At 68.3% G+C, this 25,555-nt stretch carries 28 protein-coding genes and 1 tRNA gene; 7 read left to right on the top strand and 22 right to left on the bottom strand.

Annotated elements, in window-relative coordinates:
- Window positions 1-163: 163 nt before the first annotated feature.
- The 8 genes from C441_RS09580 to C441_RS09545 all read right to left on the bottom strand — a co-directional run bounded on the left by C441_RS09580 (window position 164) and on the right by C441_RS09545 (window position 4,698).
- Window positions 164-556, bottom strand: a complete 393-nt coding sequence (locus C441_RS09580) for a DUF7383 domain-containing protein (protein WP_007274916.1) — start codon at window positions 554-556, stop codon at window positions 164-166.
- Window positions 557-619: 63 nt separating this feature from the next.
- Window positions 620-802 (bottom strand): hypothetical protein, encoded by a 183-nt coding sequence (locus C441_RS09575; protein ID WP_007274915.1) that lies wholly within the window; start codon window positions 800-802, stop codon window positions 620-622.
- 448 nt (window positions 803-1,250) lie between these two features.
- Window positions 1,251-1,331, bottom strand: a tRNA-Ser gene (locus C441_RS09570).
- A gap of 29 nt (window positions 1,332-1,360) precedes the next feature.
- The gene (locus C441_RS09565; protein ID WP_007274914.1) at window positions 1,361-1,567 is read right to left on the bottom strand and encodes a hypothetical protein; all 207 of its coding nucleotides are present in this window, start codon (window positions 1,565-1,567) and stop codon (window positions 1,361-1,363) included.
- Window position 1,568: 1 nt separating this feature from the next.
- Window positions 1,569-1,955 carry a Rid family detoxifying hydrolase gene (locus C441_RS09560; protein WP_007274913.1) on the bottom strand — a complete coding sequence of 129 codons (387 nt, stop codon included), beginning with the start codon at window positions 1,953-1,955 and terminating at the stop codon, window positions 1,569-1,571.
- Window positions 1,956-2,039: 84 nt separating this feature from the next.
- Window positions 2,040-2,246 carry a hypothetical protein gene (locus C441_RS09555; protein WP_007274912.1) on the bottom strand — a complete coding sequence of 69 codons (207 nt, stop codon included), beginning with the start codon at window positions 2,244-2,246 and terminating at the stop codon, window positions 2,040-2,042.
- Window positions 2,247-2,282: 36 nt separating this feature from the next.
- Complete coding sequence (locus C441_RS09550; RefSeq protein WP_007274911.1) at window positions 2,283-3,281, bottom strand: cytochrome d ubiquinol oxidase subunit II; 999 nt, start codon at window positions 3,279-3,281, stop codon at window positions 2,283-2,285.
- On the bottom strand, window positions 3,274-4,698 hold the full coding sequence (locus tag C441_RS09545) for a cytochrome ubiquinol oxidase subunit I (protein ID WP_007274910.1): 1,425 nt from the start codon (window positions 4,696-4,698) through the stop codon (window positions 3,274-3,276). Before C441_RS09545 ends, C441_RS09550 begins: the two co-directional genes overlap by 8 nt.
- 332 nt (window positions 4,699-5,030) lie before the next feature.
- Here C441_RS09545 and C441_RS09540 point away from each other — a divergent pair, with 332 nt between their 5' ends.
- Window positions 5,031-5,237, top strand: a complete 207-nt coding sequence (locus C441_RS09540) for a hypothetical protein (protein WP_007274909.1) — start codon at window positions 5,031-5,033, stop codon at window positions 5,235-5,237.
- Window positions 5,238-5,285: 48 nt separating this feature from the next.
- Here C441_RS09540 and ilvA read toward each other — a convergent pair whose 3' ends face one another.
- Window positions 5,286-6,497 (bottom strand): threonine ammonia-lyase, encoded by a 1,212-nt coding sequence (ilvA, locus tag C441_RS09535; protein WP_007274908.1) that lies wholly within the window; start codon window positions 6,495-6,497, stop codon window positions 5,286-5,288.
- 356 nt (window positions 6,498-6,853) lie between these two features.
- Between ilvA and C441_RS09530 the strand changes: the two genes are divergently transcribed.
- On the top strand, window positions 6,854-8,245 hold the full coding sequence (locus tag C441_RS09530; RefSeq protein WP_007274907.1) for an MATE family efflux transporter: 1,392 nt from the start codon (window positions 6,854-6,856) through the stop codon (window positions 8,243-8,245).
- A 112-nt stretch (window positions 8,246-8,357) separates the two neighbouring features.
- On the opposite strand, the gene citZ is transcribed toward C441_RS09530, so the two are convergent.
- The gene (gene citZ, locus C441_RS09525; RefSeq protein ID WP_007274906.1) at window positions 8,358-9,497 is read right to left on the bottom strand and encodes a citrate synthase; all 1,140 of its coding nucleotides are present in this window, start codon (window positions 9,495-9,497) and stop codon (window positions 8,358-8,360) included.
- Window positions 9,498-9,795: 298 nt separating this feature from the next.
- On the opposite strand from citZ, the gene C441_RS09520 reads away from it, so the two are divergent.
- Window positions 9,796-11,004, top strand: coding sequence for a potassium channel family protein (locus C441_RS09520; protein ID WP_004970493.1), 1,209 nt, complete (start codon window positions 9,796-9,798; stop codon window positions 11,002-11,004).
- A gap of 61 nt (window positions 11,005-11,065) precedes the next feature.
- On the opposite strand, the gene C441_RS09515 is transcribed toward C441_RS09520, so the two are convergent.
- Window positions 11,066-11,383: a DUF7536 family protein gene (locus C441_RS09515; protein WP_007274905.1), complete on the bottom strand. Its 318-nt coding sequence runs from the start codon at window positions 11,381-11,383 to the stop codon at window positions 11,066-11,068.
- 71 nt (window positions 11,384-11,454) lie between these two features.
- Here C441_RS09515 and C441_RS09510 point away from each other — a divergent pair, with 71 nt between their 5' ends.
- Together C441_RS09510 and C441_RS09505 are read left to right on the top strand one after the other, a co-directional pair.
- On the top strand, window positions 11,455-12,411 hold the full coding sequence (locus C441_RS09510; protein ID WP_007274904.1) for a succinylglutamate desuccinylase/aspartoacylase family protein: 957 nt from the start codon (window positions 11,455-11,457) through the stop codon (window positions 12,409-12,411).
- A gap of 59 nt (window positions 12,412-12,470) precedes the next feature.
- Complete coding sequence (locus tag C441_RS09505; protein WP_007274903.1) at window positions 12,471-13,574, top strand: pyridoxal-phosphate dependent enzyme; 1,104 nt, start codon at window positions 12,471-12,473, stop codon at window positions 13,572-13,574.
- 32 nt (window positions 13,575-13,606) lie between these two features.
- Here C441_RS09505 and C441_RS09500 read toward each other — a convergent pair whose 3' ends face one another.
- The 6 genes from C441_RS09500 to C441_RS09475 form a co-directional block, all read right to left on the bottom strand.
- Window positions 13,607-14,938 (bottom strand): phage NrS-1 polymerase family protein, encoded by a 1,332-nt coding sequence (locus C441_RS09500; RefSeq protein WP_007274902.1) that lies wholly within the window; start codon window positions 14,936-14,938, stop codon window positions 13,607-13,609.
- 123 nt (window positions 14,939-15,061) lie between these two features.
- A complete protein-coding gene (locus C441_RS09495; RefSeq protein WP_007274901.1) occupies window positions 15,062-15,337 on the bottom strand; it encodes a YgaP family membrane protein in 276 nt (91 codons plus the stop codon).
- 118 nt (window positions 15,338-15,455) lie between these two features.
- On the bottom strand, window positions 15,456-16,190 hold the full coding sequence (locus C441_RS09490) for a protein-L-isoaspartate O-methyltransferase family protein (protein WP_007274900.1): 735 nt from the start codon (window positions 16,188-16,190) through the stop codon (window positions 15,456-15,458).
- A 21-nt stretch (window positions 16,191-16,211) separates the two neighbouring features.
- Window positions 16,212-17,150, bottom strand: coding sequence for a class I SAM-dependent methyltransferase (locus tag C441_RS09485; RefSeq protein ID WP_007274899.1), 939 nt, complete (start codon window positions 17,148-17,150; stop codon window positions 16,212-16,214).
- A gap of 96 nt (window positions 17,151-17,246) precedes the next feature.
- Complete coding sequence (locus C441_RS09480; RefSeq protein ID WP_007274898.1) at window positions 17,247-17,903, bottom strand: HVO_0476 family zinc finger protein; 657 nt, start codon at window positions 17,901-17,903, stop codon at window positions 17,247-17,249.
- A gap of 123 nt (window positions 17,904-18,026) precedes the next feature.
- Window positions 18,027-18,986, bottom strand: a complete 960-nt coding sequence (locus C441_RS09475) for an aminopeptidase (RefSeq protein WP_007274897.1) — start codon at window positions 18,984-18,986, stop codon at window positions 18,027-18,029.
- Window positions 18,987-19,175: 189 nt separating this feature from the next.
- Between C441_RS09475 and C441_RS09470 the strand changes: the two genes are divergently transcribed.
- The gene (locus tag C441_RS09470) at window positions 19,176-20,243 is read left to right on the top strand and encodes a type II glyceraldehyde-3-phosphate dehydrogenase (RefSeq protein WP_049920527.1); all 1,068 of its coding nucleotides are present in this window, start codon (window positions 19,176-19,178) and stop codon (window positions 20,241-20,243) included.
- Window positions 20,244-20,385: 142 nt separating this feature from the next.
- Here C441_RS09470 and C441_RS09465 read toward each other — a convergent pair whose 3' ends face one another.
- The 3 genes from C441_RS09465 to gap all read right to left on the bottom strand — a co-directional run bounded on the left by C441_RS09465 (window position 20,386) and on the right by gap (window position 23,310).
- Window positions 20,386-20,874 (bottom strand): metallophosphoesterase, encoded by a 489-nt coding sequence (locus C441_RS09465; protein ID WP_007274895.1) that lies wholly within the window; start codon window positions 20,872-20,874, stop codon window positions 20,386-20,388.
- A 99-nt stretch (window positions 20,875-20,973) separates the two neighbouring features.
- Complete coding sequence (locus tag C441_RS09460) at window positions 20,974-22,179, bottom strand: phosphoglycerate kinase (RefSeq protein ID WP_007274894.1); 1,206 nt, start codon at window positions 22,177-22,179, stop codon at window positions 20,974-20,976.
- 78 nt (window positions 22,180-22,257) lie between these two features.
- Window positions 22,258-23,310 (bottom strand): type I glyceraldehyde-3-phosphate dehydrogenase, encoded by a 1,053-nt coding sequence (gap, locus tag C441_RS09455; protein WP_007274893.1) that lies wholly within the window; start codon window positions 23,308-23,310, stop codon window positions 22,258-22,260.
- 267 nt (window positions 23,311-23,577) lie between these two features.
- Here gap and C441_RS09450 point away from each other — a divergent pair, with 267 nt between their 5' ends.
- Complete coding sequence (locus C441_RS09450) at window positions 23,578-23,940, top strand: Hsp20/alpha crystallin family protein (protein ID WP_004970480.1); 363 nt, start codon at window positions 23,578-23,580, stop codon at window positions 23,938-23,940.
- A gap of 24 nt (window positions 23,941-23,964) precedes the next feature.
- On the opposite strand, the gene C441_RS09445 is transcribed toward C441_RS09450, so the two are convergent.
- Both C441_RS09445 and C441_RS09440 read right to left on the bottom strand, forming a co-directional pair.
- The gene (locus C441_RS09445) at window positions 23,965-24,837 is read right to left on the bottom strand and encodes an ATP-grasp domain-containing protein (protein ID WP_007274892.1); all 873 of its coding nucleotides are present in this window, start codon (window positions 24,835-24,837) and stop codon (window positions 23,965-23,967) included.
- Between the two features lie 85 nt (window positions 24,838-24,922).
- Window positions 24,923-25,453 carry a 50S ribosomal protein L16 gene (locus tag C441_RS09440; protein ID WP_004044437.1) on the bottom strand — a complete coding sequence of 177 codons (531 nt, stop codon included), beginning with the start codon at window positions 25,451-25,453 and terminating at the stop codon, window positions 24,923-24,925.
- Window positions 25,454-25,555 lie beyond the last annotated feature (102 nt).

The raw sequence follows: 25,555 nt of genomic DNA, 5'->3' as shown, positions 1-25,555 counted from the left end.
ATTCTATAAAAAAGCTTCGCCGACGAATCGGAGGCCGGAATCCGAGCGTCCGGCGCGTACTCCCGGTAACCGCGCGACTGAGGTCCCCTTCGAGGTGTTCGGGGGAAACGCATGGTACGTCATTTCACACCACAATTCGCCCCCGGCCGAACCGCTTTATACGCTACTCCTCGACCGGCTCTTTCCAGTGGACCGTCACCGTCCCGACGGCGAACGCGTCGTCCCCCTCGTCGTCGCGGACGACTTGGATGGTGTTCGTCCCTTCGACGAGGTGCGCCCCGGTCACGGTGTCGACCCAGTACTGCCAGCCGTCGCCCGGCGGGATGTCGAACCCCGAAAGCGGGTCGCCGTTGATTCGAATCTCGTGGCCGTACTCGCCCACGTCGAACGCCTGGATGCCGAGGTACGGCTCTCTGGGGTCGTCGGTCGGGACGTCGAACTCGAACGTCGCCGTCTCGTTGCCGGCGTCGTCCGCCCAGTCGAGGTCAAGCGTCTCGCCGTCGGGGTGGAGATGCGACCCGATGAACACGGTCGCGTAGTTCGCGCGGTGGTGCACGCTCTCACGTTCTGGTGCGCCGGATAAAAATTCGCGTGGTCGGAGGCTGAGTCGGCCGCGCCGTCAGTCGTCCTCGGGGAGTTCGTCCGCGAGGAACTCGCCTTCGGCGTCGTCGTTCGCGGCCTCGAGCGGGGGCTCGTCGTCGTCTCCGTCTAACACCGATAACTCGCGTTCGTACAGCCGCTCGGTGAGTTGGGTCCGCTTGTTGAGGCCCTTCTTCTCGCGGCCGGTCTTGGTGTCAGGCATTGTCAATCGTGGTATCGCGTCCCATGGGGATGAATGTTTTGTCCGAACAGTTCGTACGGTCGGGTCTCTGGTTGTGCCTTCGATTGGGTGTGTGGTGGTAGTGCCTCGGGTCGCGTCGAACTGGGGGTGCCCTGCCAGTCACGACGTAAGTAGTCCTTGGCGGGTGGTGCGATAGACTCCGCCGACGGTTCCCGCCGTCCGGCGATTAAGCGAGAGGCTATGTGCCTCGGGCGCGAGAGGCGGGGTTCGAGTCGGTGTACTCGGTGCGGGTCTGGGTCACAGATATGGGTTTTCGGAGACGTGTCGGGAGCGGGATTTGAACCTCGGTCGCTCCGCTCACTCTGTTCGCTTCGCTCCCTGGTTCAAATCCCTCTCAGAAACGCTTCACGAAAACAGCCGTCCGCGACGCGCCGAGACGCGTCGCTCGGAGGTGTAGTTTTCAGAGAAGCGCCAGGAGAGGGATTTGAACCCCCGATCCCAGAGGGAACACGCTTTCCAGGCGTGCGCCTTACCGCTCGGCCATCCTGGCTTACAACGCAACGTTCCCGCCTGGATAATTTAAGCCCTTCCTTTCCGTTCGAGTCGCGGTTCGATGGCGTATGTCACGGACGCGACCGCGACGCCGGCGACGACCGCCACCGCGGCGACCGCCCCGAACGACGCGTCGATACCGAGTCCGAGGAGAACCGCGCCCTGCGCGAGGACGCCCACGAGCAGGAGGCTCGCCGTGCCCCACGCGAGCGCGGACCGGACGCGGCGGGCCACGTTACGCCTCGTCGACGACGGCGACGGCCTCGATTTCGACGCCGACGCCCTTCGGCAGGTTGCCGACCTCGACCGCCGAGCGGGCCGGCGGCTCCTCGTCGAAGTAGGTCGCGTACGTCTCGTTCATCTCCTCGAAGTCGTCGATGTCGGCGAGGAACACGGTCGTCTTCAGCACGTCGCTCGCGTCAGCGCCGGCCTCCGCGAGGATGGCCATCACGTTGTCGAGCGATTGCGTCGTCTGCGTCGCGATGTCCTCGTCGTCGAGGAGGTCGCCGTCCGGCGTCAGCGGAATCTGTCCCGCCGTGTAGAGGAGCGAGCCGTTGGTCGTCGCCTGACTGTACGCACCGACCGCGGCCGGCGCTTCGTCGGTCTCGATGACGCGCTTCATACGCGGTGGATTTCGCCACGACGGCATAAAATAGGGTGGAACGACCGGGTCCGCGGCGGAGCGTCCCCGCCGCAGTCAGCCGGGTTACACCGATTTCCCGGAGAGGCTGATACCGGTCGTGAGGACGCCCGAGGCGAACAACAGCCCCATCCCGAGCGCGGTGACCACGTCGCCGTCTCGGAGGGCGACCCCCGCGACGGCGACGCTGACGACGACCAGCCCGAGGCCGAGGAGGGTCAGCGGTTTGGTGAGCGATTCGACGGTGGGTTCGGTGTTGGGGAGCGTAGCCATGATTAGATGGTTGGTGTGGGTGTCGGGTGCGGTCGGTCAGGAGTACGATTCGCCGGTCTCGACGGGGCCGCTGAACGTCGAGTAGAGGATGCCGAAGTAGGTGAACACGAGCGGCAACAGAAGCGCCGACGCGACGCTCATGATGTTCAGCGGGAGCACCGACACGATGGCGTCCGCGACGGTCAGCCCGGTCGCGGGGTCGGCCACGGGGAACATGAGCGTCGCCACGAGCGCGACGAACGCGAACACGAGGACCGGGACGGTCCCGAACGCGAGCGTGTAGCGCCCCTCGCGGAGCGCGAGCAGGTAGCCCGCGGCGGCGGCGAGGCTGACGGCGACGAGCGCCAGCGGCACCGGTGCGAGGACGCCGAGGTCGGGGCGGACGGCGACGAGGTAGCCGAGCGTGACGACGACGAGCGCGAGGTAGGCCGCCATCGCCCGGGGGCCGTAGTCGGCCACGTCGCGCTGGAGGCTCCCGCGGGTCTTCATCGCGAGGAAGCCGACGCCGGCGACGACGGTGAGCGCGACGACGGCGAGGCCGACGACGACGCCGGGGAGCGACAGGAGCGACTCGACGCCGAGGAGCCAGTGGGCGGCGAACACGCCGAGGAAGAAGGGCGCGCTCACGCTCCCGACGACGAACGCCCGCCCCCACCACGTCTGCCACGCCTCGTCGTGGCGCTGTTCGTACATCTCGGGGGCGAGCCCGCGGAGGATGAGCGCCCCGAGGATGGCGAACATGAGCAGGTAGTGGCGGCTAAAGAGGTTCGCGTACACCGCCGGGAACGCGGCGAACAGCGCGCCGCCGAAGACGACGAGCCACACCTCGTTGCCGTCCCAGAAGGGGCCGATTGCGGCCAGAAGCGTCTCGCGTTCCTCGTCGTCGTCGCGGGTCGCAAACAGCGCCCCGACGCCGAAGTCGAAGCCGTCGAGGAACAGGAACATCCCGAGGATGAAGAAGACGAGCCCGAACCACAGCTCCTGCAGTGGGAGGCCGAAAAGCGGGTCGGTGGCGAACGCGCCGTAGTCAGTCATCGCCGGTCACCCCCGAGGGCGAGGCGGCCTCCGAACCCCCCGCCGTCTCGTCGACGCTCGGCGGTCCCTCGCGGATGATGCGGCGAATCACGTAGGTGTAGAGCGCGAGCAGGCCGGTGTACACGACGGCGAAGCCGGCGAGCGTGAGCGTCGCCTCGAAGCCGGTGAGTCCCGGCGACACCCCCTCGCTCGTCCTGAGGACGCCTTGGATGACCCACGGCTGTCGGCCCACCTCGGTGACGATCCAGCCGACCTCGACGGCGAAGATGCCGAGGAGCGACGACCCGACGAACGCCTTGTGCAACAGGTCGTCGTCGTACAGCTCGTCGGTCCACCAGCGATAGGCCGCCCAGAACGCCAACAGGATGAACCAGAACCCTGCGGCGACCATGAGCCGGAACGACCAGAAGACGACGGCGACCGGCGGGGCCTCCGTGTCGAACTCGTTGAGGCCGGTGATTTCGGCTTGGGGGTCACCCCCGCTTGCTAACCACGACGCCCCGCCGGGGATGCCGATGCCGAACAGCTCTTTCGCGCGCGGGTCGGTGATGCCGTCGAGGCTCGTCGGGATGGCGAAGATGTACTCGGGGACGTAGCTGTCGGTCTCCCAGACGGCCTCCATGGCGGCGAACTTCTGCGGCTGGGTCTCGTAGACGTGGCGGCCGTAGGCGTCGCCGTGAATCGCCTGAAACGGCGCGGTCACGAGCAGGACGACGAGCGCGACCTTGAGCGTCTTTCGCCAGAAGCGCGCGCCCTCGCGGTCGTCGTCGGCGCTGATGCCGCGTTGCCAGACGTGGTACGCCGCGACGCCGGCCATGAACAGCGCGACCGACAGCACCGCGGCGTTCTGCATGTGGACGAACATCCACGGGAACCGCGGGTTGGCGTACGCCGCGATGGGGTCGACGAGCGAGACGACGAGCTGGCCGCTCTCGCGCGCGAGTTCGTACCCCCGCGGCGTCTGCATCCACGAGTTGGCGACGAGAATCCACACCGCCGAGAGCCACGTGCCGAGGCCGACCGCGACGGCCGACACCATATAGAGTGCGTCGGAGACCTTCTCGCGGCCGAAGACGAACACCCCGAGGAACGTCGCTTCGAGCATGAACGCCATCATCCCCTCGGTCGCCAGCGGGCCGCCGAACAGCTCGCCGGCCGCCGTCGAGAACGCCGCGAAGTTCGTCCCGAACTCGAATTCGAGGACGATGCCGGTCACCGTGCCGACGACGAACGAGACGGCGAAAATCTTCGTCCAGAACCGCCTGAGCTGTTCGTACACCGGGTCGTCGGTGCGGATGTCCTTCCACGTGAAGTAGATGAGGAAGGGCGCGAGGCCCATGCTCATCACGGGGAAGATGATGTGGACGATAGTCGTGAGCGCGAACTGCAACCGGCTGGCGATGACTGGGTCGAGCATGGTTGGGGTGCGGGGTCGCTGACGACGAGGCGAACCGGGGGGCCGGGGGCGGTGGACCGGAGACTCCCTCTTAAAGACCTTCGTATTGGGGGAGAGTCAATCCCCGCATGCTTCCCACGAACTGAAAATCATCGTAGCCGGGGTCTCCCGCCCGAATTCGACATAATCGACCGGGTAAAATGGGGGCGTTCGTCGGGGGCCGGGCACGCGCTCACACGCCCGAAACGCGCCCGTCTCTGGCGGACTCCGGTCGCCGACGCGTCGACCGACCGCCTCGACTGCCCGACCGTCCCGACCGACAAGCATACGCCGGAACAGTTCGGATTTAGCACATGAACCTCCTGTGGCAGGTCGGCTCCGTCGGGGTCGTGGCGCTCGGCGTCGCGTACCTCGCGTTCCCGGCGCGAATCCACGCGTTCGGGTTCGAGTTCCTCCGCCGCCCGTCCCCGGACGGCTCCGAGAAGTCCGCCCCGCCCGTCTGGCTCTACCGGGGCATCGGCGCGCTCCTCGTGTTCATGGGCCTCACGCGGCTCGCCTGAGCGGTCGGCTTCGAACGAGGGTTCCGGCCGACCGCGCCGGCGACGCGGTCAGTCGAGGACTTCCACGTCGTAGCCCGCCTCGCGGAGTTCGCCGAGGAGCGACTCGACGTGGTCGGGCCCGCGCATTTCGAGGTCGATTTCGACCTCGGTCGCGTTCAGCGCGATTTTCCGCGAGGTGCGGTCGTGCCTGACGGCGTAGATGTTCGCCTTCTCCGCGGCGATAATTCCGATGAGCTGTTCGAGCGAGCCGGGGCGGTCTTTCAGTTCGGTCCGAATCTTGAGGTACCGGCCCGTCTCGACGAGGCCGCGCATCACCACGGTCGTCAGCGTGTTCATGTCGATGTTGCCGCCGCACAGCGCGGGGACGACGACCTCGCCCTCCTCGTAGTCGAACTTCTGGAAGAGGAGCGCCGCGAGCGCGACGGCCCCCGCGCCCTCGACGAGCGTCTTCGCGCGTTCGAGCAGGTAGGTAAGCGCCACGGCGATTTCCTCGTCGGAGACGGTGACCACCTCGTCCACGCGCTCGCGGATGACCTCGAACGGCTTGTCGCCGATTCTGCGGACGGCGATGCCGTCGGCGATAGTGTCCACTTCGTCGATGGTCTGAATCGACCCCTTGTTCAGCGAATCGGCGGCGCTGGAGGCCTGTTCCGCCTGCACGCCGATGACGCGGGCGTCGGGGAACTGCTCTTTGATGGCCGTCGAGATGCCGGAGATGAGGCCGCCGCCGCCGATGGGGACGACCACGGTGTCGAGGTCGGGGCAGTCCTCCGCGATTTCGAGGCCGATGGTTCCCTGCCCGGCCATGACGTACTCGTCGTCGAACGCGTGGACGTAGGTCCGGCCCTCCGCCGCCTCGATTTCGTGGGCCTTCGCCTGCGCCTCGTCGTAGTCGTTGCCGTAGAGCACCACGTCGCCGCCGTAGCGCTCGGTCGCTTTCACCTTCGAAATCGGCGCGTACTCCGGCATGACGATTTTCGAGTTCACGCCCGCCCGCGACGCCGCGAGCGCGACGCCCTGCGCGTGGTTGCCGGCGCTCGCGGTCACGACGCCCGCGTCCTGCTCCTCGTCGGAGAGCGTCACGATGCGGTTCGTCGCGCCGCGAATCTTGAACGACCCCGTGCGCTGGGTGTTTTCGAGCTTCAGGTACACCTCGGCACCCGTCATCTCCGAGAACGTGTGAGAGTACTCCAGCGGTGTCCGCCGGGCGACCGCTTCGACGCGCTCGCGGGCGGCGCGTACGTCGGCAAGCGTGAGCATGGTCGGAAATCGCCCGTGTCTGTGTTTAATCGTTCGGGACCAGTCCGCATCAGGGGCGTGATGTCAACCCTCACGGTCGTCGGTTGAGAACTCGGTCTCGCCCCCGGCAACGCGCGCCGTCGCCGTCGCTCGCCGGTCGGTGAAAGGGGAAAGGGGGAATGCACGCGTGTGACGTGCAACTGTCTTTCTGGTCCCCGTGCATATAAACGTCCCCCACCCGGAGTGAAAGTGAAATCGAACGACTGCGGCGACCAAGCGCTCGCGTCTGACGTTCGTCATTCGCGCGTCGTATCGAACACGACCGACGGGACCGCCGCTTCCGGTAGCGTCAACTGCGCGAGGTCCGTGGCCTCGGCATGAACCTCGGTCGCCTCCGGCGGGTCTGGAAGCGTATCTTCTCGCTCGCGTGGCCGGTGATGGCCGAGCAGACCGCTCAGACGGCGATGCGGACCGTCGACGTGGCCGTCACCGCGGCGCTCTCCCCGGCCGCCGTCGTCGCTATCGGCCTCGCCGATCTCTACGCCCGGTTTCCGCTCCGCATCGGCCTCGGCCTCGGCGGCGGCGCAATCGCGCTCTCCAGTCAGGACACGGGGAGCGGCGCGGACGCCAACCGGAGCGAGGCCATCTCGACGGCGCTCGTCCTCGCGTTCCTCGCGGGAATCCCGTTTCTGATTTTCGGCTTCACGCTGGGCGACGCGGCCATCGGCGCGTTCCCCGCGAGCGACCGAGCCGTCGAACTGGGAACGACGTATCTCGCGGTCATCTTCGCCACCTCGCCCGCGCGGCTGGTCTCGCTCGTCGGCTCGCGGTTGTTGCAGGGCGTCGGCGACACCCGGACTCCGATGCTGGTCAACGTCCTCGCCAACGTCGTCAACATCGGACTGTCGGTCGGCCTCGGCTTCGGCCTCGCCGGTCTGCCGGCGCTCGGCGTGCTCGGCGTGGGGCTCGCCACCTCCACCGCCAACGTCCTCTCGGCGGGCCTGCTCCTCGTCGCGCTCGCCCGCCCCGCGTCGCCGACCTCGCTGGTCCGCCCCCGCGACCGGACGGTCGCCGGCCAACTCGTTCGCATCGCCACCCCGCGAGTCGGCGAGGGCATCGCGGCCGAACTCGCGGAGTTCCCGTTCAACGCGCTCCTCCTCGGCTTCGGCGACGCCGTCAACGCCGGCTTCCAAATCGGCCGCCGGGTCTACCAGCAGGTCGCCAGCCCGCTGGCGCGCGGCTACAACGTCGCCGCCAGCGTCCTCGTCGGACAGGCCCTCGGGGCGGGCGACAGCGAGGCCGCCCGGTATCAGGGAGAGGCGGTGGCGCTCCTGTCCGTCGTTTCGGTCGGCGGTATCGGCCTCCTGCTCGCGGCGTTCACCGAACCCGTCGTCGGCCTCCTCGGCTCCGGCGGCGGCGCGGACATCGAGTGGGCCGTGAAGTTCGCCGTCGCCTACGGCCTCGCCGCGCCGGGGCTGGCGCTGTTCGTCGGCCTCTCCGGGTCGCTACAGGGCGCGGGCGCGACGCGAATCCCCTTCGTCGCCCGGCTGACCGGGGTGTTCGGCTTCTTCGTCGGTCTGTCGTACCTGCTCGTCGAGGTGTTCGACTACGGCCCGCTCGGCGCGCGAATCGGCATCGTCCTGTCGTTCACGTGGATGGGACTGTTCGCGCTCGTCGCGTTCTACTACGCCGACTGGGCGGGCCACGCCGACTCGCTCATGGTCGAACGCGGGAGCGTCGGCGTCGAGGACGCCGGCGAAGACGACTGAGCGAGGCGCGCTCGGACGACGGACGGCGGAGACGGAAGCGGGAGCGCCCCCGGCGGGCGACGCGTCGCTCCGGGTGACGGGGAACGGGAAAAAGTCGCGTGCGACGCGTCGCCTATCGCTCGTCGACCGACGGGAAGTCGAGGTCCTTCTCGCCGGTGTAGCGGGCGCGGGGGCGGATGAGACGGTTGTCCTCGTACTGTTCGAGGACGTGCGCAATCCAGCCGCCGGCGCGCGAGACGGCGAAGATGGGGGTGTAGAGGTCGATGGGGATGCCCATCTGGTAGTACGTCGACGCGGAGTAGAAGTCCACGTTCGGCGCGAGACCCTTCTCCTCGCCGATGTACTCCTCGATGGCGACCGACATCTCGTACCACTTCATGTCGCCGGCGGCCTCGCCGAGCGCCTCGGACTTCGCGCCGAGAATCTTCGCGCGGGGGTCCTTGACGTTGTAGACGCGGTGGCCGAACCCGGCGACGCGCTCGCCGCGGTCGAGAGCGTCTTCGACCCACTCGGTGGGGTCCATGTCGCTGTCGTCGACGTCCTTCAGCATCCGCATGACGTTCGCGTTCGCGCCGCCGTGGAGCGACCCCGAGAGCGTTCCGATGGCCGACGTGACCGCGCTGTAGAGGTCGGAAAGCGTCGAGGACGTGACCATCGCGGAGAACGTCGAGGCGTTCAGGCCGTGGTCGGCGTGGAGCACGAGCGCCATGTCGAACGTCTCGGCGAGCACCTCGTTCGGCTCCTCGCCGTTGAGCATGTAGAGGAAGTTCGCCGCGTGGTTCAGGCTCTCTTCGGGCTCGACGTAGTCGTCGCCGCGACGGAAGCGGGCGTAGGCCGCCAGCACCGACGGCATCTTCGCCGTGATGCGCTTTGCCTTTTCGAGGTTGACCTCGCGGTCGGTCACGTCCTCGAAGTCGGCGTTTTCGTCGTACGCCGACATCGCGGAGACGAGCGTTCGGAGCGCCGCCATCGGCGACTCGTCCTGCTCGGCGAGTTCGCGCGCCACGTCGAGGACGCCGTCGTCGAGGCCGCGGTGGGCCGCGAGCTCGTCGGAGAACGCGTCGAGTTCCTCGCGCGTCGGAAGCTCCCCGTGCCACAGGAGATAGAGCACTTCCTCGTAGCTTGCGTCCCGTGCGAGGTCTTCGATATCGTACCCGCAGTAAACGAGTTGTCCCGCGTCGCCGTCGATGAAACTGAGCTTCGATTCGGTGACCAGCACACCTTCCAGCCCCCGCTTCAGTTCGCCTGACATACCCAGAACGTTGCCTACCATATCAAAAAAGCGTTATCGTTTTCACTCATATGTTATCGACCGCCATACACATACGAAGGCAGTTCCGTCTGTCGATTTCGGCGACTGTTGCTGTCTAACATAGTGTTCGACGATTGTCGTTGTTTTCGGGCCATTTATACGGTGTTCCCGAGCCGCGCCGCGCGCGCCGCTCGGGCGACCCTCGCAGTCATATACGTCGGCGGCGTAGTTCGTTCGAACCACGGTGGCACCACTATTCCTGGCAAGCCTTTTGCCGTCCCGTCGTGAAGGCGGGCGCATGAATCCGGAGGACATCGAGTACGAGCCTGTCAGCGTCAAGGCCGTCCTCGCCGAGATGAAAGACACCGCGGAGTTACTCATCGACCTCTCGTACTCCGCCGTCCTCCACGCTAACGACGACCTCGCGGCCGAGGTCCTCGACCTCGAAGAGCGGATGGACATCCTCCAGCTACAGGCGCGTATGAGCCTGATGATGGCCGCTCGTAGCCCCGAGGACGCCGAGGAACTCGCGCCCGTCCTCGGCGTCGTCGGCGCGGCCGAGAAGATTTCGGACGCCGCGGGCGACATCGCCAAGGTCGTCATCGAGGACATCGGCCTCCCGGACGCCATCCGAGCGGCGCTCCCCGAGGCCGTCGAGACGACGATTCGGTGCGAACTCACCGACGAGTCGCCGTACGCGGGCCGCGACCTCGGCGACATCAACATGGAGACCGAGACGGGCGTCCGCGTCGTCGCCATCCACCGCGCCGGCGAGTGGGTGACCAACCCCGACCACGAGACGACGCTCCGCGCCGGCGACGTGCTCCTCCTCCGCGGCCGCGACGACGGTCTCCAGACCGTCCACGAGGCCGCCACCGGGCTCCGGTACGACCCGCCGGACGTGCCCGAGCCGACCATCGAGGACCTCGAACGCGCCGTCGACTCCATCGTCCTGATGAAGGACATGAGCGAGCTCGCGGTCGACCTCGCCTACGGCGCGGTGCTGTTCGACAGCGAGGGCGTCGCCGAGGAGGTCGAGGAACTCGAAGCCGAGGTTGACGCGCTCAAGTCCCGGTTCGAGGCGTGGACGCTCCGCGCGGCGAGCCGGGTCGAAGACCCCGTGTCGCTCCGTGGACTCGTCCAACTGGCGAGCGCGACCGAGATGATTTCCGACGCCGCGCTCGAAATCGCCGAGGGCGTCCTCCGCGGCATCGACGCCCACCCCGTCGTCGCCGCCGCGGTCAAGGAGTCCGACGAGGTCATCATCCGCCTGCGGGTCGCCCCGTCGAGCGACCTCGCGGAGGCGACCCTCGGCGACCGGCGCGTCAAGACGGAGACGGGGATGCGCGTCATCGCGGTCCGCCGGGCCGGCGGCCGCGAGTGGGTCGTCTCCCCGGGGTCGGAAACGCGGCTCCACGGCGGCGACCTCATCATCGCCAAGGGGACCCGCGCCGGGGCGGAGCGACTGGGCGAACTCGTCGGCGACGAGCGCGAGTTCGACGAGTAGGCCGGCCCCGCCCCGCCCTGACCGAGTCCGAGCCCGAGGCCGAACCGCCGGAGTCGACGACTCAGAGCGTCTTACTCAGCCGATACGCGGAGACGAGCGTCAGCACCGTCGCGACGAGCAGTGCCGTCGCGGACGCGAGGACGAACGCGAGGAGGAGGAACCAGCCCTCGGGGCCGAGTATCGGGTACTCGCGGGTGCCGGCGAAGGGGCCGAACAGTTCGAGCACCCGAAAGAGATAGGCGACGGCGGCCAAGGCGAGACCGACGGCCGCCCCGATAGCGGCGTTTCGCGGCACGTCCAGCGCCTGCACCAGTCCCCCCGTCGGCGGCCGTTCGGGAACGTCGTCTGTCACGCTCGCCGGTTGCGGCCGCGAGACCATAGCGGCAACGCTTTCCTCGGGGGCTTCAACGGACCGAACCCCTAAAGGGAGACGGGTCCGAGGTTGGCGGTATGATTACCTTGGGAACGGCGAGTGCGGCCCCCGGGGAGATGGACGTGGGCCGCCTCGAAGTCGGCGAGTCCCGCGACGGCGGGAGCGTCGGCCTGCCCGTCGCCGTCATCAACGGCGCGTCGTCGGGCAAGACGCTCTACATGCAGGCGGCCTCGGACGGAGACGAACTCAACGGCGTCGGCGTCATCCAGCGGGTCGTCCCGCAACTCGACCCCGCGGAGATATCCGGGGCGATTCTCGTCGTCGGCATCGTCAACTACCACGCCTTTCAGGTCGCACAGCACCGCAATCCGATAGACGACACGAAGATGAACCGGGCGTACCCCGGCGACGAGCGCGGCACCTCCTCGGAGCGCATCGCGGCCGCGACGTTCGCCGCCGCCCGCGACGCCGACCTCATCGTCGACCTCCATCAGGGCTCGACGAGCCGGATGATAGACGAGGTCCGCGTCCGCTGTGGCCGCCACCACCGGATGCACGCCAAGTGCCTCCGGCTCGCCAAGACGTTCGGGTGCGGCTACGTCCTCGACCAGAAAGGTCCCGACGGCCAGCTCGCCCGCGCCGCCCCCGACGCCGGCATCCCGACTATCGACCCCGAACTCGGCGGCTGTGTCGGGTGGGACGAAGAGAGCATCGAGAAGGGCGTCCGCGGCGTCTACAACGTCCTCCGCGGCTACGACTTCCTCGACGGCGACGTGGAGCTGAAAGCCCAGACCCGCGCCCGCGGCTTCGACCAGTACGGCTCGCCGGTCGGCGGCCTCGTCCGGTTCAAACGCGACCTCGGCGAGCGCGTCTCCGCCGGCGACGTCGTCTTCGAGGTGACCGACGTGTTCGGCAAGCTCAAAGCCCGCGTCACCGCCGACCACGACGGCGTCTTCTGGCGCGCGCGCCGCCTCCCGCAGGTCGCCTCCGGCGAGTACGTCTGTTCCGTCGGCATCGACCTCGACACGTACTGACCCCCGACTCCACGCTACCGACACCCCGACTCCACGCTAGACACCACCCACTTACGTTCATGACGACATCACCCGAACTCCCGACCCGGCTCCGACTCGCGTGCGACGCCTGCGGCGAGACCTACGACGCGTGGCGCTGGCGCTGTGCCTGCGGCGAGCCGCTCGACTTCGCGGCCGACCCGACGCCGTCGGCGGCCGACCCGACCGACGCCGACCTCGACTACCGCGACGGTCTCTGGGCGTTCGACGACTTCCTCCCGACGGAGCCGCACGCCAGCCTCGGCGAGGGGATGACGCCCCTCGTCGACGCCGCGGAGTGGGAGGCCTCGTTCAAACTGGAGTACGTCTTTCCCTCCGGTTCGTTCAAGGACCGCGGCGCGACGACGATGCTGTCTCTCGCGTCCGAACTCGGCGTCGAGCGCGTCGTCGAGGACTCCTCGGGCAACGCGGGGGCCGCCGTCGCCACCTACGCCGCCCGCGCCGGCATCGACGCCGAAATCTACGTCCCCGCGTCGGTCAAGCCCTCGAAGGTCCGCGCCATCGAGCGCGCCGGGGCGAAGCCCGTCCGAATCGAGGGCTCCAGACAGGCCGTGACCGACGCCTGCGTCGAGGCCGTCGAGGCCGACGACGCGTGGTACGCGAGCCACGCGTGGAACCCCGCGTTCTTCGCGGGCACGGCCACCGTCGCCTACGAAATCGCCGCCCAGCGCGACTGGTCGGTCCCCGACGCGGTCGTCACGCCGCTGGGCCACGGGACGCTCTTCCTCGGCGCGTACCGCGGCTTCCGCGCGCTCTACGAGGCGGGGTGGACCGACCGGATGCCCGAACTGTACGGCGCGCAGGCCGCCGGCTACTCGCCCATCGCCGACGCCCGCCACCACACGGCCGACGAGACGAACGACGTCGCCGACGGCATCCAGATTCTCGACCCCGTCCGCGAGGCCGAGATTCACGAGGCGCTCGACGACACCGGCGGCGACGCCATCGCCCTGTCGGCCGACGCGGTCGAAGACGAGCTCGACCGGCTCCACCGCCACGGCTTCTACACGGAGCCGACCTGCGCCGTCGCGCCCGCGGCGCTCCGCGAACTGCGGCTCTCGGGCGTCCTCGACCGCGACGCCGACGTGGTCGTACCGCTCACCGGAAGCGGACTCAAATCGTGAACTCGCTCAGTACACAGCCGAGATAGCGGCGGTCACGGCCGGAACCAGCCGAACAACGACCAGCCGCGTCCCGCGCGTTCGTCTCCGTCTCTCCCTTCTTCACTCTCTCCCGCGCCGGTGTCGCACATCCCCGATTCGAGGGCGCGCCGTCGCTCCCGCTCCGCGTCGAGTTCGTCGCGGAGTCGTTCGTTCTCGCCGGCGACCTCGTCGAGCCGCGCTCGGAGCTCGTCGAGCCGGTCGAACGACCCGCGCTCACCGATGGGCGACGTGGCGGTCGGCGGCGGCCCCTGCGGCTCCTGCGGTTCACTCGCCGCGTCGTCGGCGGGTTCGTCTCCCGGTCGGTCGTCGTCCGAGGGCGTCGGCGACCGCCGAACCGCGCTGGACCAGCCTGACGGGTCGTAGAACTCGCTCGTCTCCCGAACCGCCCGCTGGACCGTCTTCGCGCCGTAGGTCGAGCCGTCCGCGTGCGCCACTTCGTCCCACGCCGGCCGGAAGAGCCCGGAGTCTCGAAACAGGCGACACATCTGTCGCGCGTCGCCGGCCGTCCAGAACGCGAGAATCGAACACAGCGCCGCGTCCGCCTCGTCGCGGTCGTCGTAGCCGCTCGCGTCGCCCCGCCACAGGCGGGTGAACGTCACGCCGTTGACGGCGTTCGAAGCGCGGCGGACGACCTCGTCGTCGGCGAGGTCGTTGCCCGGCCCGCTCAGTTCGTTGAGGCGCGCGTCGGCGGGCGCTCGGTCCGATTCCGGTGTGGCTGGGTCCGAGTGGACTGGGTCGGCCGCCGGAGCGTCCGGGCCGATTGTCGGAGTCCGCGACGGCTCGGGGCCGGCTTCGACGTACGCGCCGTGAACCCCCGCGAGCGCGTCGCTTCGCTCGGCGACCGCCGCGGGCGCGCCGTCGACGCGGTCGCCCGTCACGGGACAGAACCGCGCGCCGGCCGAGAGTTCGAGGGCGTCGGCTCGGGTGCGTCCCGGCGGGAGCGTCCCGCGGACAATCACGCGGTAGCCCGTCCCCGAGGGACTGACTTCCGTGTAGGAGTCGAGCCGGTCGACGAGCGTCTGCGCCCACGCCTCGGTCGCGCCGGTCTCGGTGTCGCGGCAGTTGTCGAGTTCGATACCGACGAACGGGTCGGCGTCGGTGAAGACGTAGCCCACGCCGTCGGCGGGGCCGCCTCGGACGCGCGCGAGCGCTTCCTCGAACGTCGTCCGCGCCGACGCGTCTGTCACCGACGCGGGGTCGCCGGTCGCGTCGCACGGGACCGGCCGCTCCTCGCCGTCGCACGTCCGTGTTCGCCACCCGACCCAGTTGGCCCGTTCGATCAGGTCGTCCGGGAGCTGTTCCCGCGTCGGGAGTGGTGGCGTCATCGCTACGTCCGGTCTCTGGAGCGACGCAAAAGCTGTTTCCCGCTAGTTATTCAATCTGATAACAGTCGGGTCAGCATCACCGCTCTCGTCGGTCGCGGCCGAGTTCGAGTGTCGAAGAAAAGCTCACTGCGCGCGGGGCTTGCCCGCGGATTCGGTCTCGGTCGCCGTCGCGCCCTCGTAGGTGTTGAAGCCCAGCAGTTCGTTGAGCGGGCACTTCTGGGTGACCGCCGTGGTCGCGAGGACCGCTCCGACGAGGAGCGCCGCGACCGCGACGACGAGTCCGAGCGTCCCCGCCGCGATGGTCAGGAAGCCCGCGAGACTCGCCGCCCCGACGATAATCAGTACCGGTCCGAGGACGGCGCGCGCGATGCGGTCGTAGCCGCCGACGTTCTTCTCCATGGTTGATTCACCACTGGTAGCTACGCGCTCGGCGGCTAAATCGTGCGCCGGCGGTTCTCGCCCCCGGAGAACCGTGACTGTCACGCCGGCGGACGCGTCGATCCTCCTGCTCGTTCGTCTACCCGCGACCGCTCCAGTCGATCCACTCTTGCTCCCAGCCGTGGCCGGCGTGCCAGCCTCGGCCCTCGTACTCGGGGTCCTCGCGGCGCGTCCGGTTTCTGACGATGCTCCCCGTCTGCTCGCCGTCCACGAGGAGCGGTTTGAACGACAACGGGCCGAACGACTCGGCCACCTCGCCGTCCTCGACGGCGACGAGCGTCTGCTCGCCGACGCCTTTCGGCATGACGAGTCGGCCGCCGTCGGCGAGCTGTGCGAGGAGCCGCGCGGGCGGGCGGACCGCCGAGGCCTCGACGAGGATGCGGTCGAACGGCGCGTAGTCGGCCAGCCCCTCCGCGCCGTCGCGGCAGTCGACGAGGACGCCGCCGTAGCCGGCGCGCTGGAGGTTCTCGCGCGCCTCGTAGACGAGCGAGCGCGTGATATCGACCGCGTGGACGCGGGCGTCGCCGACGATTTCGGCGATGACCGCGGCGGTGTAGCCGACGCCCGCGCCGACGACGAGCACCTCGTCGTCCGGCCGGGGGTCGAGCGCGGAAAGCAGGCGCGCGACCGTCGTCGGCGCGAGGATGGTCGTGTTCGTGTCGCGGTGCTCCGTCGGGCGGTTCTGATACGGCGAGTCGGTGACGAACTCGTGTCGCGGGACGCCGCGCATGGCGATGGCGACGGCTTCCGGGAGCGACTCCAGGGAGTGCTCCAGGCCGTCGACCATGTCGTCGCGCAGCACCGAGTTGTCCATAGTCGACCTCGGAGGTCGGTCCTAATCAACCGCACGCTCGCCGACGACCGCCTGCAGGTCGGTCCCCGGCACGTCTCGGACCGTACAGCCGTCGAATCCGGCCGATTCGACCCACGAGCGAACCGTCGACTCGTCGTAGAGGTCGCCGCGGCCGGTCGCGAGTGCGTCCACCGCCCGCCCCGCAGTCGCGTCGGTCGAACACCGGCCGTGCAGGCTGTCGACGAACGCCGCCGACCCGCCGGGTTCGAGGGCGTCGTGCGCGCCCGCGACGAGTGCTCGCGCCCCCTCGGGCTCGCGCCCGGCGAAGGCGTCGCCGGCGAAGACGAGGCCGAACCCCGACGCCGGCGGGTCGGTCGGGTCGCCGGCGACGAGGTCCACGCCGGCGCGCGAGAGGAGCGGTCGGACGACTTCCACGGTGTCCGCGTCGTCGACGAGGGTCACGTCGCGGCCGCGAGCGCGGAACTCGCGGGCGAAGACGCCCGACGCGCCGCCGAGGTCGAGGACGCGCGTCGCGTCGGGGGCCTCGCGGACCGCGGCGGTGACGCAGGCCCGGACGACCGATTCGTCGGTGGCGTCGTGCGCGCCGAGTCGGTTCCGAAGCCAGTCGTCCGGAAATGCGGGTGACTCGCCGGTCACCATCGTCTCTGGGAGGTCGGCGTAGAGCGAAAAGCGGTCGAGCGCGTGCGGGAGGCGGCCGATGGAGCGCACGTCGCGCTTGGCGAGGAAGCCGAGCGCGCGGTTGGTTATCTCGTACTCGTCGCCGACGCGCTTGATGAAACCCATCGCGGCCAGCGCCTCGACGGTGATGCGGGCGGCTCGGGAGTCGATGCCGGCGGTTTCGGCCACGGCCTCGGCGGTGCCGGCGCTCGTCGTGAGCGCGTCGATGACGCCGCTCTCGCGGGCGGCCCACAGGAGCGCGAGCGATTCGACCGACGACTGCGACCGGTCGCGGGTAGGCATGGTCGCACCGACGGGTCGGGAAACAAAAGGTCGTGCGTTGGGCCGGCGGGACGGGCCGTCGGCGGCGGGTCGGAGCGGTTCGGCGTCGGCTCCGCCTTACCAGGCCGACCACGCGGTCGAGGTCTGGTCGCGGGCGTAGACGCGTTTCGCGTCCTTCGCGTACACCATGTCGCCGGGGTGGTCGAGCTTGCCGTGGCGGTACTCGGGGGCGTCCGAGCGGACGACGAGGCCTTCGATTTCGACCTCCTCGTCGCCGAACGCCTCCGTCTCGCCGACGACGAACTCGTAGTCGCCGGGGACGTTGACGGTGACGCTCCGGGTGTCCTCGCGCTTGCCGTCCTTCGGGTGGATGGTGACGTTGACCGCGACGTTGTCGACGACGCGGGTCCAGACGGTCTTCACGTCCGCGACTTCGGCCTCGTCGGCGCGCTGTTCGGGGCCGACTTCGATGCCCGTGATGCGCACGAGCTGAATCGCCTCCGGCGTGTCGACGATGAACTCGTCGCCGACCTCGATGGTCGTGCCGACCGGCACGGGCACCTCGGTCGAGACGGAGTCGCCGTCCTGCGAGACGACGACGTTCATCTCGGTCTCGTCGGGAATCTCGACTTTCTCCTTGTGGACGTGGCCGCATTCGGTACACCGGACGGTCGAGTGACCGCCGGGCTTCAGCACCTCGTGAACGGTGGGTTCGTCGGGCGAACACGTCGGACAGGAGAGGGGGACGCGCTCGCCGGCGTCGGGTGGGCTCATACGGGTCGCTAGCCCATCAGGCCGTAAAAAGCCGCCTTTCTCCGTTTCGGCGTGGGAGTCGGTGGCAGGACGCTCGTTCGGCGACCCGCTGGCCGCGCGGCCGCGGTCGCGGCGTGCGCCCGCTCAGGGTTGCGGCAGGTCGACTTCCTCGCCGTCGGCGTACACCGTCGGCTCGCGGATGATGCCGTCGAGGTGGAGCGGTGCGTCGGTGTCGCCGCCGATGCCGGCGTCGTCGCCGATGGCGATGTGGACCGTGCCCGCGGCCTTCTCGTCGAGCAGGACGGAGCCGACGAGGTCGGTCACGCCGACGTTGGTGCCGATGCCGATTTCGGCGAGGTTGTAGGCGTCGTCGCCGACCTCCTCGGCCGCGGCCTCGACCTGCTCGCGGATGTCGTCGTCGGAAATCTCGGTGACGGAGCCGTCTTCGACTTCGAAGCGGAGCTCCTGTCCCTCGTCGAGGAGGCCGTGGGGCATCATCGTCCCGTCGACGACGTAGGTGCCCGTCGCGGACGCGGGGCTGAGGAAGATTTCGCCCGCGGGGAGGTTCGAAAACGAGCCGGCCTCCGCGATTGCGCCGGTGTCGGCGAGCCACTCGCGGTCGCCGCGGACGAACGTGATGTCCGTGCCTTTCTCGGTCGTGACGCGCAGTTCGTCGGCGTCGCCGACGGCGTCGAGCATCGCCGCGCTGTGGTCGTAGATGGCGTCGTAGTCGGCGTCGAGGCCGGTGACGAACACCTCCTCGGTGATGCCGGGGAGGGTCGCGCCGCGAGCGCCGGCGTCGCAGGCGTCGCCGCGGGCGCGGGTGTGGCTCAGGCTCTTGGTCGTCGGCGCGAGGAAGGCGTCGCAAGACTGCATCGCGGCGGCGACCGGCGCGGGCGGCTCCTCGCCGTGTTGGCTCCCCGGTGGGTAGCGGACGATGGTCGCGTCGTCGGTCACCTCGCTCGCGACCTCGTAGAGCGCCTCGCCGATGCGCTCGCGCTTGTCGTCGGTGACGACGACGAGCGACTCGTCGGGCTGGAGGTCGAGACACTGGCGGACCGCCGTCTCGCTGGCGGCGCGGAGGTCGGCGTCGGCTTCGGTCATGTGGACACCTGCGCCGCCGGCGCTGTTAGGCGTTCCCATCCGGCTTCCCCCGCTCGGTTTCCGCCCCGTCGCCCCGAATCGGGCGGTTCACTCGCCTCGGAGGTAATCGAGGGACTCACTCGCCCGAGAGTTAATTTCTAAGTATTAACCATCGAAATAACTATGGTCGGGCCCGGTCGTTTGTCTCTCATGATACGAGTGGGTGTCAACGGCTACGGCACAATCGGAAAGCGCGTCGCCGACGCGGTCCACGCGCAACCCGACATGGAACTCATCGGCGTGGCCAAGACCCAGCCCAACTTCGAAGCGCACACCGCGGGCGAACGCGGCTACCCGATGTACGCCGCGATTCCGGAACGTTCGCCGCTGTTTTCCGAGGCCGGCGTCGAGCTCGCCGGCGAGGTCGACGAACTGGTCGCCAAGGCGGACATCATCGTCGACTGCACGCCGTCCGGCATCGGCGCGGAGAACCGCGAACTGTACGAGACCCACCACACGCCCGCCATCTTCCAAGGCGGCGAGGACGCCGACGTGGCCGACGTGAGCTTCAACGCGCGGGCCAACTTCGACGCCGCCCGCGACGCCGACTACGTCCGCGTCGTCTCCTGTAACACGACCGGCCTCTCGCGCATCATCGCGCCGCTCGAAGAAGAGTACGGCGTCGAGAAAGTCCGGGCGACGCTCGTCCGCCGCGGCGGCGACCCCGGTCAGAACTCCCGCGGGCCGATAAACGACATTCTCCCGAACCCGATCAAGATTCCTTCTCACCACGGCCCCGACGTGAAGACCATCTTCCCGGACCTCGAAATCGACACGCTCGGGCTGAAGGTGCCGGCGACGCTGATGCACGTCCACGCGCTCAACGTCACGCTCGAAGACGACGTGACCGGCGCGCACGTCCGGCAACTGCTCGAAGGCGAAAACCGCGTCTACGTCATCCCGGAGGGGATGGGCATCGACGGCGCGGGCAAGCTCATGGACTTCGCGCTCGACGCGGGCCGCCCGCGCGGCGACATGTGGGAAAACTGCGTGTGGGGCGAGTCCATCGGCGTCAACGGCCGGGACCTCTATCTGTTCCAAGCCATCCACCAGCAGTCCGACGTGATTCCGGAGAACGTCGACGCCATCCGCGCGATGTTCGACACCGAAGACCAACAGGACAGCATGGCACTCACGGACCAGACGCTCGGTATCGGTATCTCCGGTAGCCCGTCTGGATTCGCTGAGCAGGCGCGCGCGGAGTTCGCCGACGACTAATCGGCGAATCGCCAGTTCAGTTCAGTTCAGTTCAGTTCAGTTCGGTGCGGTGCGGTGCGGTGCAGTTCGGTGTGGTGCGAGACGGTCCGGTACAGTGCAGTGCGGCGCAGTCGCGGCTTTTCCACCCACTCGACTCGCGCTCTCAGAGCGACCGCGACGCGACGTTCCCGGTGTCGAGGTCGACGACCGCGACGTGGAACTCGTCGTCAGCGCCGGGAATCGGCAGGCCGCCGGGGTTGACGTGCGTCGTCTTCCCGCGGTGTTCGACCACCCGCTCGTGGGTGTGGCCGCGCAGGACGAAGTCGTACGTCTCGGACTCGACGAGGGCGTCGACCAGTCCGGCCTCGGTGCCGTGGTACACCGCTATCTCTTGGCCGTCGAGCGTCAAGTGCGCGAAGTCGCCGTGGTAGGTACCGAACGACTCGACCGCCTCGCGGAGCGCCCACTCGCCGTCGTTGTTGCCGCGGACGGCGTGGAAGTCGAAGTCAGCGTCGAACGGCGCGGCCGAAAAGGGCGCGACGATGTCGCCGCAGTGGACGACCACGTCCGCGCCCTCCGATTCGAAGTGCGAGACCGCGGCTTCGACGTGATCGAGGTTGTCGTGCGTGTCGGAGACGACGCCGAGTTTCATGCGCGTCGGTTCGGCGGCGTCGGCTATCAACGTTGGGTGACACGTCTGCTCCGCGGCTCCGACGCGGTCGCCGAGAAGAAGAACGGGAGTGCGAGGAACTCAGTCCTGCTTCAGCGCCTCGACGCCGGCGAGCGGCGCGCCGGTCAGCGCGCGGATGTACGCGCCGCCGGCGATGGAGACGTGGCCGAAGTCGCCTTCGTCCATGCCGTACATCTCGATGGCGCGGGAAGTGTCGCCGCCGCCGACGACGGAGAAGCAGTCGGTCTCGGCGATGGCGCGGAGGACGCCGGTCGTGCCGACCGCGAAGCGCTCGTCTTCGAACAGGCCGAGCGCGCCCTTCACGAAGACGGCCTCGGAGTCGCGGATGATGGGGTCGTACTCGTCGACCGTCATCGAGCCCACGTCGAGGTACGCGCGGTCCTTCTCCGTGATGTTGGCGACCGCGATTTCGCCGCGCTCGTCGGTCTCGTCCTCGTAGGCGAGGTCGACGGCGAGCTTAATCTGGTCGCCGCGCTCGTCGAGGAGCGACTCGATAGTCTCGCGGTTTTCCTCCCACTGGTCGTCGAAGAAGTCCATCCCTTCGAGGTCGAAGCCGACGACGTTGCCGGCGGCGCGGAGGAACAGCTCGCCCGCGATGCCGCCGAGCAGGAACTGGTCGACCTTGTCGCCGAGGTTGTTCATCACGTCGATGACGTCCGTGGCTTTCGTCCCGCCGACGACCATCGTCACCTGCCCGTCGAACTCGCGGGTGGCGATAGAGGAGTTCGCTTCGTACTCGGTCTGCATCACGCGGCCCGCGTAGGCGGGGAGTACGAGCGGGAAGCCGACGAGGGAGGCGTGCGAGCGGTGGGCCGCCGAGTAGGCGTCGTTGACGTAGGCGTCGACGTGCTCGGCGAGCGTCCGGACGAACTCGGTGTCGGCCTTGACTTCGGGGTCCTCCTCGGGGAGTTCCTCGTCGCACATCCGCGTGTTTTCGAGGAGGAGCACCTCGCCCGCTTCGAGCGCGTCGATGGCGGCGATAGCGTCCTCACCATACGTATCGGCGACGAATCCGACGTCGCGGTCGATGTGGCCCGCGAGGATGTCGGCGTGCTGTTCGAGCGAGACGAAGTCGTCGTCGCCGGGGCGGCCCTGATGGGCCATGAGGACGACGCGGTGGCCGGCCTCGGCGAGTTCGCGGACGGTCTCCGCGTGGCGGTCGAACCGTCGGTTGTCTTGGACCTCGCCGTCTTCGACCGGCGAATTGAGGTCGAGTCGGACGAGTACGCACTGCTCCGGGTCGAGGTCGTCGAGGGTCTTGAACATCGGGTGGAAGAACGTGGAGGGATTACTTAGTGGTGGGTAGCTCGCGCTGAAATCGCGGGCGATTCGCGGCGGCGGTGTCTACTGGTGAGTGACGAAGTGGGCGACGTCGAGCATCCGGTTGGAGAAGCCGAACTCGTTGTCGTACCACGTCAGAATCTTGTAGAGGCCGCCGTCGTTGACCTGGTTGGTCGTGTTGAGGTCGACGGTGCTGGAGAACGGCAGGCCGAGGATGTCACGCGAGGTGACCTCGTCGTCCGTGTAGCCGAGGACGCCCGCGAGCGGGCCGGAGTCGGCCGCGGCGCGGAAGGCGTCGTTGATCTCCTCGACGTCGGGCTTGTCTTCGAGGCGGACGACGAGCTCGGTGAGCGAGCCGTTCGGCACGGGGACGCGAATCGCCATGCCGTCGAGCTTGCCGTCGAGCTGGGGCAGAATCTCGGTGGCCGCCTGCGCCGCGCCGGTCGTCGTCGGGACGATGTTCTCGGCGGCGGCGCGCCCGCGGCGCTGTTTCGCGTGGGGGCTGTCGATGAGGTTCTGACTGCCCGTGTAGGCGTGGACGGTCGTCAGGAGACCGTTCTCGATGCCGAACTCCTCGTCGAGCACCTTCGCGACCGGCGTGACGGAGTTGGTCGTACAGGAGGCGTTCGAGACGACGTCCTCGCCGTCGTACTCGTCGTGGTTGACGCCGTAGACGATCTGCTTGACCGGCTCGTCGCCCTTCGGCGGCGCGGAGATGACGACCTTGTCCGCGCCCGCTTCGAGGTGTGCGGAGGCGTCTTCCTTCGTGCGGAAGATGCCCGTACATTCGAGCGCCACGTCCACGTCGAGTTCGCCCCACGGAAGCTCCGCGGGGGACTGAACGTTGTAGAGGCTCACCGAGGTGCCGCCGATGGACAGCGAGTCGCCGTCGCGCTCGACGCCGTCGAGTCGGCCCATGACGGAGTCGTACTTCGCGAGGTACGCCATGTCGTCGAAGTCCATGACGTCGTTGATGGCGACCAGTTCGACCTTCGGGTTGTCGAGGACGGCACGGAAGATGTTCCGGCCGATGCGGCCGAAGCCGTTGAGTGCCACCCGCACCACGTCCGATTCATCCACGTTCTCGCCCGCGCTGAGGTAGGATTTTTCACTCATGTTCGAGTAGTATCCGTATGGATATCCCGGGCGCAGGAGTATATCTGTTTCGGTAAATCCGGCTGAATCGAACGTTACCTTTCATTCACAATCATAATACCGACAGAAACGAACATAATCGGTCAGACACGGGCGGAGATTGACACGCCACTCGTGGGTCGGACGGTCGGGTCGTAGACGGGCGCTCGCGGCCGAATTCTGGCGATTCGTTGGCAGGAGACTGTCACAGGCAGAAACGTTTTATCCTCCGATTTCATAGCGGCCCTCATGGTCAGAGACGACCGCGACGACCCGTTCGACAACATCTTCGACGAAATCGAACGGATGATGAACGACATGACCGGAGGCGACGCCGGATTCGCCTCCGAGACCCACATCGACGTGTACGATGAGGGCTCTACACTCCGACTCGTCGCGGACCTCCCGGGCGTCGATAAAGACGCCATCGACCTCAAGTGCGACGGTGAGACGCTGACTATCAGCGCCGCCGGTGACCGCCGCGAGTACGACGAACGCATCCGCCTCCCGGCCCGCGTCGACGAGCACTCCGCGTCGGCCACCTTCAACAACGGCGTCCTGCAGGTCACGTTCGACCGCGCCGAGGACTCCGCCGCAATCGACGTCGAGTAGCGACTCGACCTCGCCGCGGCCCGCTCAGGACTTCTTTGCGACCCGCTCTATGAGCGCCGCCAGTCGGTCGAAAAAGCCGGCGTCGTACTTCGCGTCGTCGTCGATGGTCGGCCGGGCGTTCGTCTCGGAGACGACGACCCGTCCGTCGGACTCGAGCAGGTCGACCCCGAGATAGCGGATGCCCAACTCGTCGGCGACCGCCTCGGCGAGGTCGCGGTGTCGCTTCGGGAGGGTCACCCCGACCGCCTCCGCGCCGCGGTGGACGTTGTGCTTCCAGCGCCCGCCGTCGCGCGCGCCGTCGGACAGGCGGCGCTCGACCGCGCCGACGACCTCGCCGTCGAGCACCATCGCCCGGTAGTCCCGCGCGTCCGGGAGCCACTCCTGAATCAGAAACGACTTGTCGCCGGTCGCTCGGAAGTCGTGGACGAGGCTCAGCACGTCCGCGTGCCCCGAAAGCGAGTCCGGGTCGTGGGCCTTGGCGATGCCGACGCCGCGTGTCGTTGAGTTCGGCTTGACGACGACGGGGTAATCGAGACCCGCGGATTCAACGGCGTCGAGCAGGTCGGACTCGTCGGCCGGGTTCGAGACGCAGACGCTCCGCGGGACCGGCAGGCCGGCGCGTTCGAGCGCCGCGATGACGCCCGCCTTGTTCCGCGAGGTGAGCACGTCCTCGCGCGTGTTCACCCACGGGATGTCGTGTCTGGCGGTGACGACGCCGCCCTCCATCGGGCGGGACGGGTAGACGAAGCCGACGTCGAACGACTCGGCCGGCGGCGTCGAGAGGTCGAGCGCGAACCCCTCGGCGGGGAGGTGTCCCACGTCGATGCCGCGGTCGCCGAGCGGGCCGCGCATTCGCTCGAACGTCTCGCTGGAGGTGGTGACCGCCAACCGAAGCATACGCTACGAGGTGAGGTCCCGGGGGAAAAATGGTGGGTTCGAGGCGAGGCGCGTTCCGAGCACGCGCCGACGCGCCGACGCGAACTTACGCGACGAGCAGTTCTTCGCCGCGGTCGACGACGATGCGGCACGGCGGCGACATCTTGTTGTACGCGCGGCGGAAGGCGTCCTTCGCGGTCTCCGCGTCCTCGACGTCGCAGTAGATGGTGAACACCGTCTCGCCCTTGGGGATGCGAGCGGCGGTGCCGACGACCTTCCCGAACGACTGGCGCATCCCGTCGGAGACACGGTCGGCACCCGCGCCGGTCGCCTGCTTGTTCTCGCGGATGACGTGGTGCGGGAACTTGCGCAGGATCATCTTGTACTGCTTTTCGCCGGCGTGCTTGAGCATGAGGCGGTTGGCAGACAGACGCGCGGATTCGAGCGAACCGTGGCGAATCTGCACTTCCTCTTCGACCTTCAGGCTGATCTGGACGGGGTAGTCCTCGGGGTCGGCCTGCAGGTCGCCCATGTTGTGCTGTGCGATCTTCGAACCGGGGATACCCGTGATGTACTCGCGTCGGGTGTACGCCGGGTTCGTAATCTCCCGGTACATAGAGGCGGGCTTGTCTGACATGGTTACTTGTGAAACCGAAGGGTCAGGCGGGCTAAAAACGCTTCGAAGCTTCATTCGCCCGCCGCGGTCGTGTCAGGCGCTGGCACGCCGGTTCGTCGCGGC

The sequence above is a fragment of the Haloferax sulfurifontis ATCC BAA-897 genome, assembly GCF_000337835.1.
Lineage (GTDB): Archaea > Halobacteriota > Halobacteria > Halobacteriales > Haloferacaceae > Haloferax > Haloferax denitrificans.
The sequence above is the reverse complement of the archived record's forward strand: the minus strand, read 5'-3'. Positions and strand labels throughout refer to the sequence as shown.

Excerpts from the sequence above, each read along its gene's own strand:
- C441_RS09575 (WP_007274915.1), bottom strand. The coding sequence starts at position 802 with ATGCCTGACACCAAGACCGGCCGCGAGAAGAAGGGCCTCAACAAGCGG.
- C441_RS09560 (WP_007274913.1), bottom strand. The coding sequence starts at position 1,955 with ATGAAGCGCGTCATCGAGACCGACGAAGCGCCGGCCGCGGTCGGTGCG.
- C441_RS09555 (WP_007274912.1), bottom strand. The coding sequence starts at position 2,246 with ATGGCTACGCTCCCCAACACCGAACCCACCGTCGAATCGCTCACCAAA.
- C441_RS09550 (WP_007274911.1), bottom strand. The coding sequence starts at position 3,281 with ATGACTGACTACGGCGCGTTCGCCACCGACCCGCTTTTCGGCCTCCCA.
- C441_RS09545 (WP_007274910.1), bottom strand. The coding sequence starts at position 4,698 with ATGCTCGACCCAGTCATCGCCAGCCGGTTGCAGTTCGCGCTCACGACT.
- C441_RS09540 (WP_007274909.1), top strand. The coding sequence starts at position 5,031 with ATGAACCTCCTGTGGCAGGTCGGCTCCGTCGGGGTCGTGGCGCTCGGC.
- ilvA (WP_007274908.1), bottom strand. The coding sequence starts at position 6,497 with ATGCTCACGCTTGCCGACGTACGCGCCGCCCGCGAGCGCGTCGAAGCG.
- C441_RS09530 (WP_007274907.1), top strand. The coding sequence starts at position 6,854 with ATGAACCTCGGTCGCCTCCGGCGGGTCTGGAAGCGTATCTTCTCGCTC.
- citZ (WP_007274906.1), bottom strand. The coding sequence starts at position 9,497 with ATGTCAGGCGAACTGAAGCGGGGGCTGGAAGGTGTGCTGGTCACCGAA.
- C441_RS09520 (WP_004970493.1), top strand. The coding sequence starts at position 9,796 with ATGAATCCGGAGGACATCGAGTACGAGCCTGTCAGCGTCAAGGCCGTC.
- C441_RS09515 (WP_007274905.1), bottom strand. The coding sequence starts at position 11,383 with ATGGTCTCGCGGCCGCAACCGGCGAGCGTGACAGACGACGTTCCCGAA.
- C441_RS09510 (WP_007274904.1), top strand. The coding sequence starts at position 11,455 with ATGATTACCTTGGGAACGGCGAGTGCGGCCCCCGGGGAGATGGACGTG.
- C441_RS09505 (WP_007274903.1), top strand. The coding sequence starts at position 12,471 with ATGACGACATCACCCGAACTCCCGACCCGGCTCCGACTCGCGTGCGAC.
- C441_RS09500 (WP_007274902.1), bottom strand. The coding sequence starts at position 14,938 with ATGACGCCACCACTCCCGACGCGGGAACAGCTCCCGGACGACCTGATC.
- C441_RS09495 (WP_007274901.1), bottom strand. The coding sequence starts at position 15,337 with ATGGAGAAGAACGTCGGCGGCTACGACCGCATCGCGCGCGCCGTCCTC.
- C441_RS09490 (WP_007274900.1), bottom strand. The coding sequence starts at position 16,190 with ATGGACAACTCGGTGCTGCGCGACGACATGGTCGACGGCCTGGAGCAC.
- C441_RS09485 (WP_007274899.1), bottom strand. The coding sequence starts at position 17,150 with ATGCCTACCCGCGACCGGTCGCAGTCGTCGGTCGAATCGCTCGCGCTC.
- C441_RS09480 (WP_007274898.1), bottom strand. The coding sequence starts at position 17,903 with ATGAGCCCACCCGACGCCGGCGAGCGCGTCCCCCTCTCCTGTCCGACG.
- C441_RS09475 (WP_007274897.1), bottom strand. The coding sequence starts at position 18,986 with ATGACCGAAGCCGACGCCGACCTCCGCGCCGCCAGCGAGACGGCGGTC.
- C441_RS09470 (WP_049920527.1), top strand. The coding sequence starts at position 19,176 with ATGATACGAGTGGGTGTCAACGGCTACGGCACAATCGGAAAGCGCGTC.
- C441_RS09465 (WP_007274895.1), bottom strand. The coding sequence starts at position 20,874 with ATGAAACTCGGCGTCGTCTCCGACACGCACGACAACCTCGATCACGTC.
- C441_RS09460 (WP_007274894.1), bottom strand. The coding sequence starts at position 22,179 with ATGTTCAAGACCCTCGACGACCTCGACCCGGAGCAGTGCGTACTCGTC.
- gap (WP_007274893.1), bottom strand. The coding sequence starts at position 23,310 with ATGAGTGAAAAATCCTACCTCAGCGCGGGCGAGAACGTGGATGAATCG.
- C441_RS09450 (WP_004970480.1), top strand. The coding sequence starts at position 23,578 with ATGGTCAGAGACGACCGCGACGACCCGTTCGACAACATCTTCGACGAA.
- C441_RS09445 (WP_007274892.1), bottom strand. The coding sequence starts at position 24,837 with ATGCTTCGGTTGGCGGTCACCACCTCCAGCGAGACGTTCGAGCGAATG.
- C441_RS09440 (WP_004044437.1), bottom strand. The coding sequence starts at position 25,453 with ATGTCAGACAAGCCCGCCTCTATGTACCGGGAGATTACGAACCCGGCG.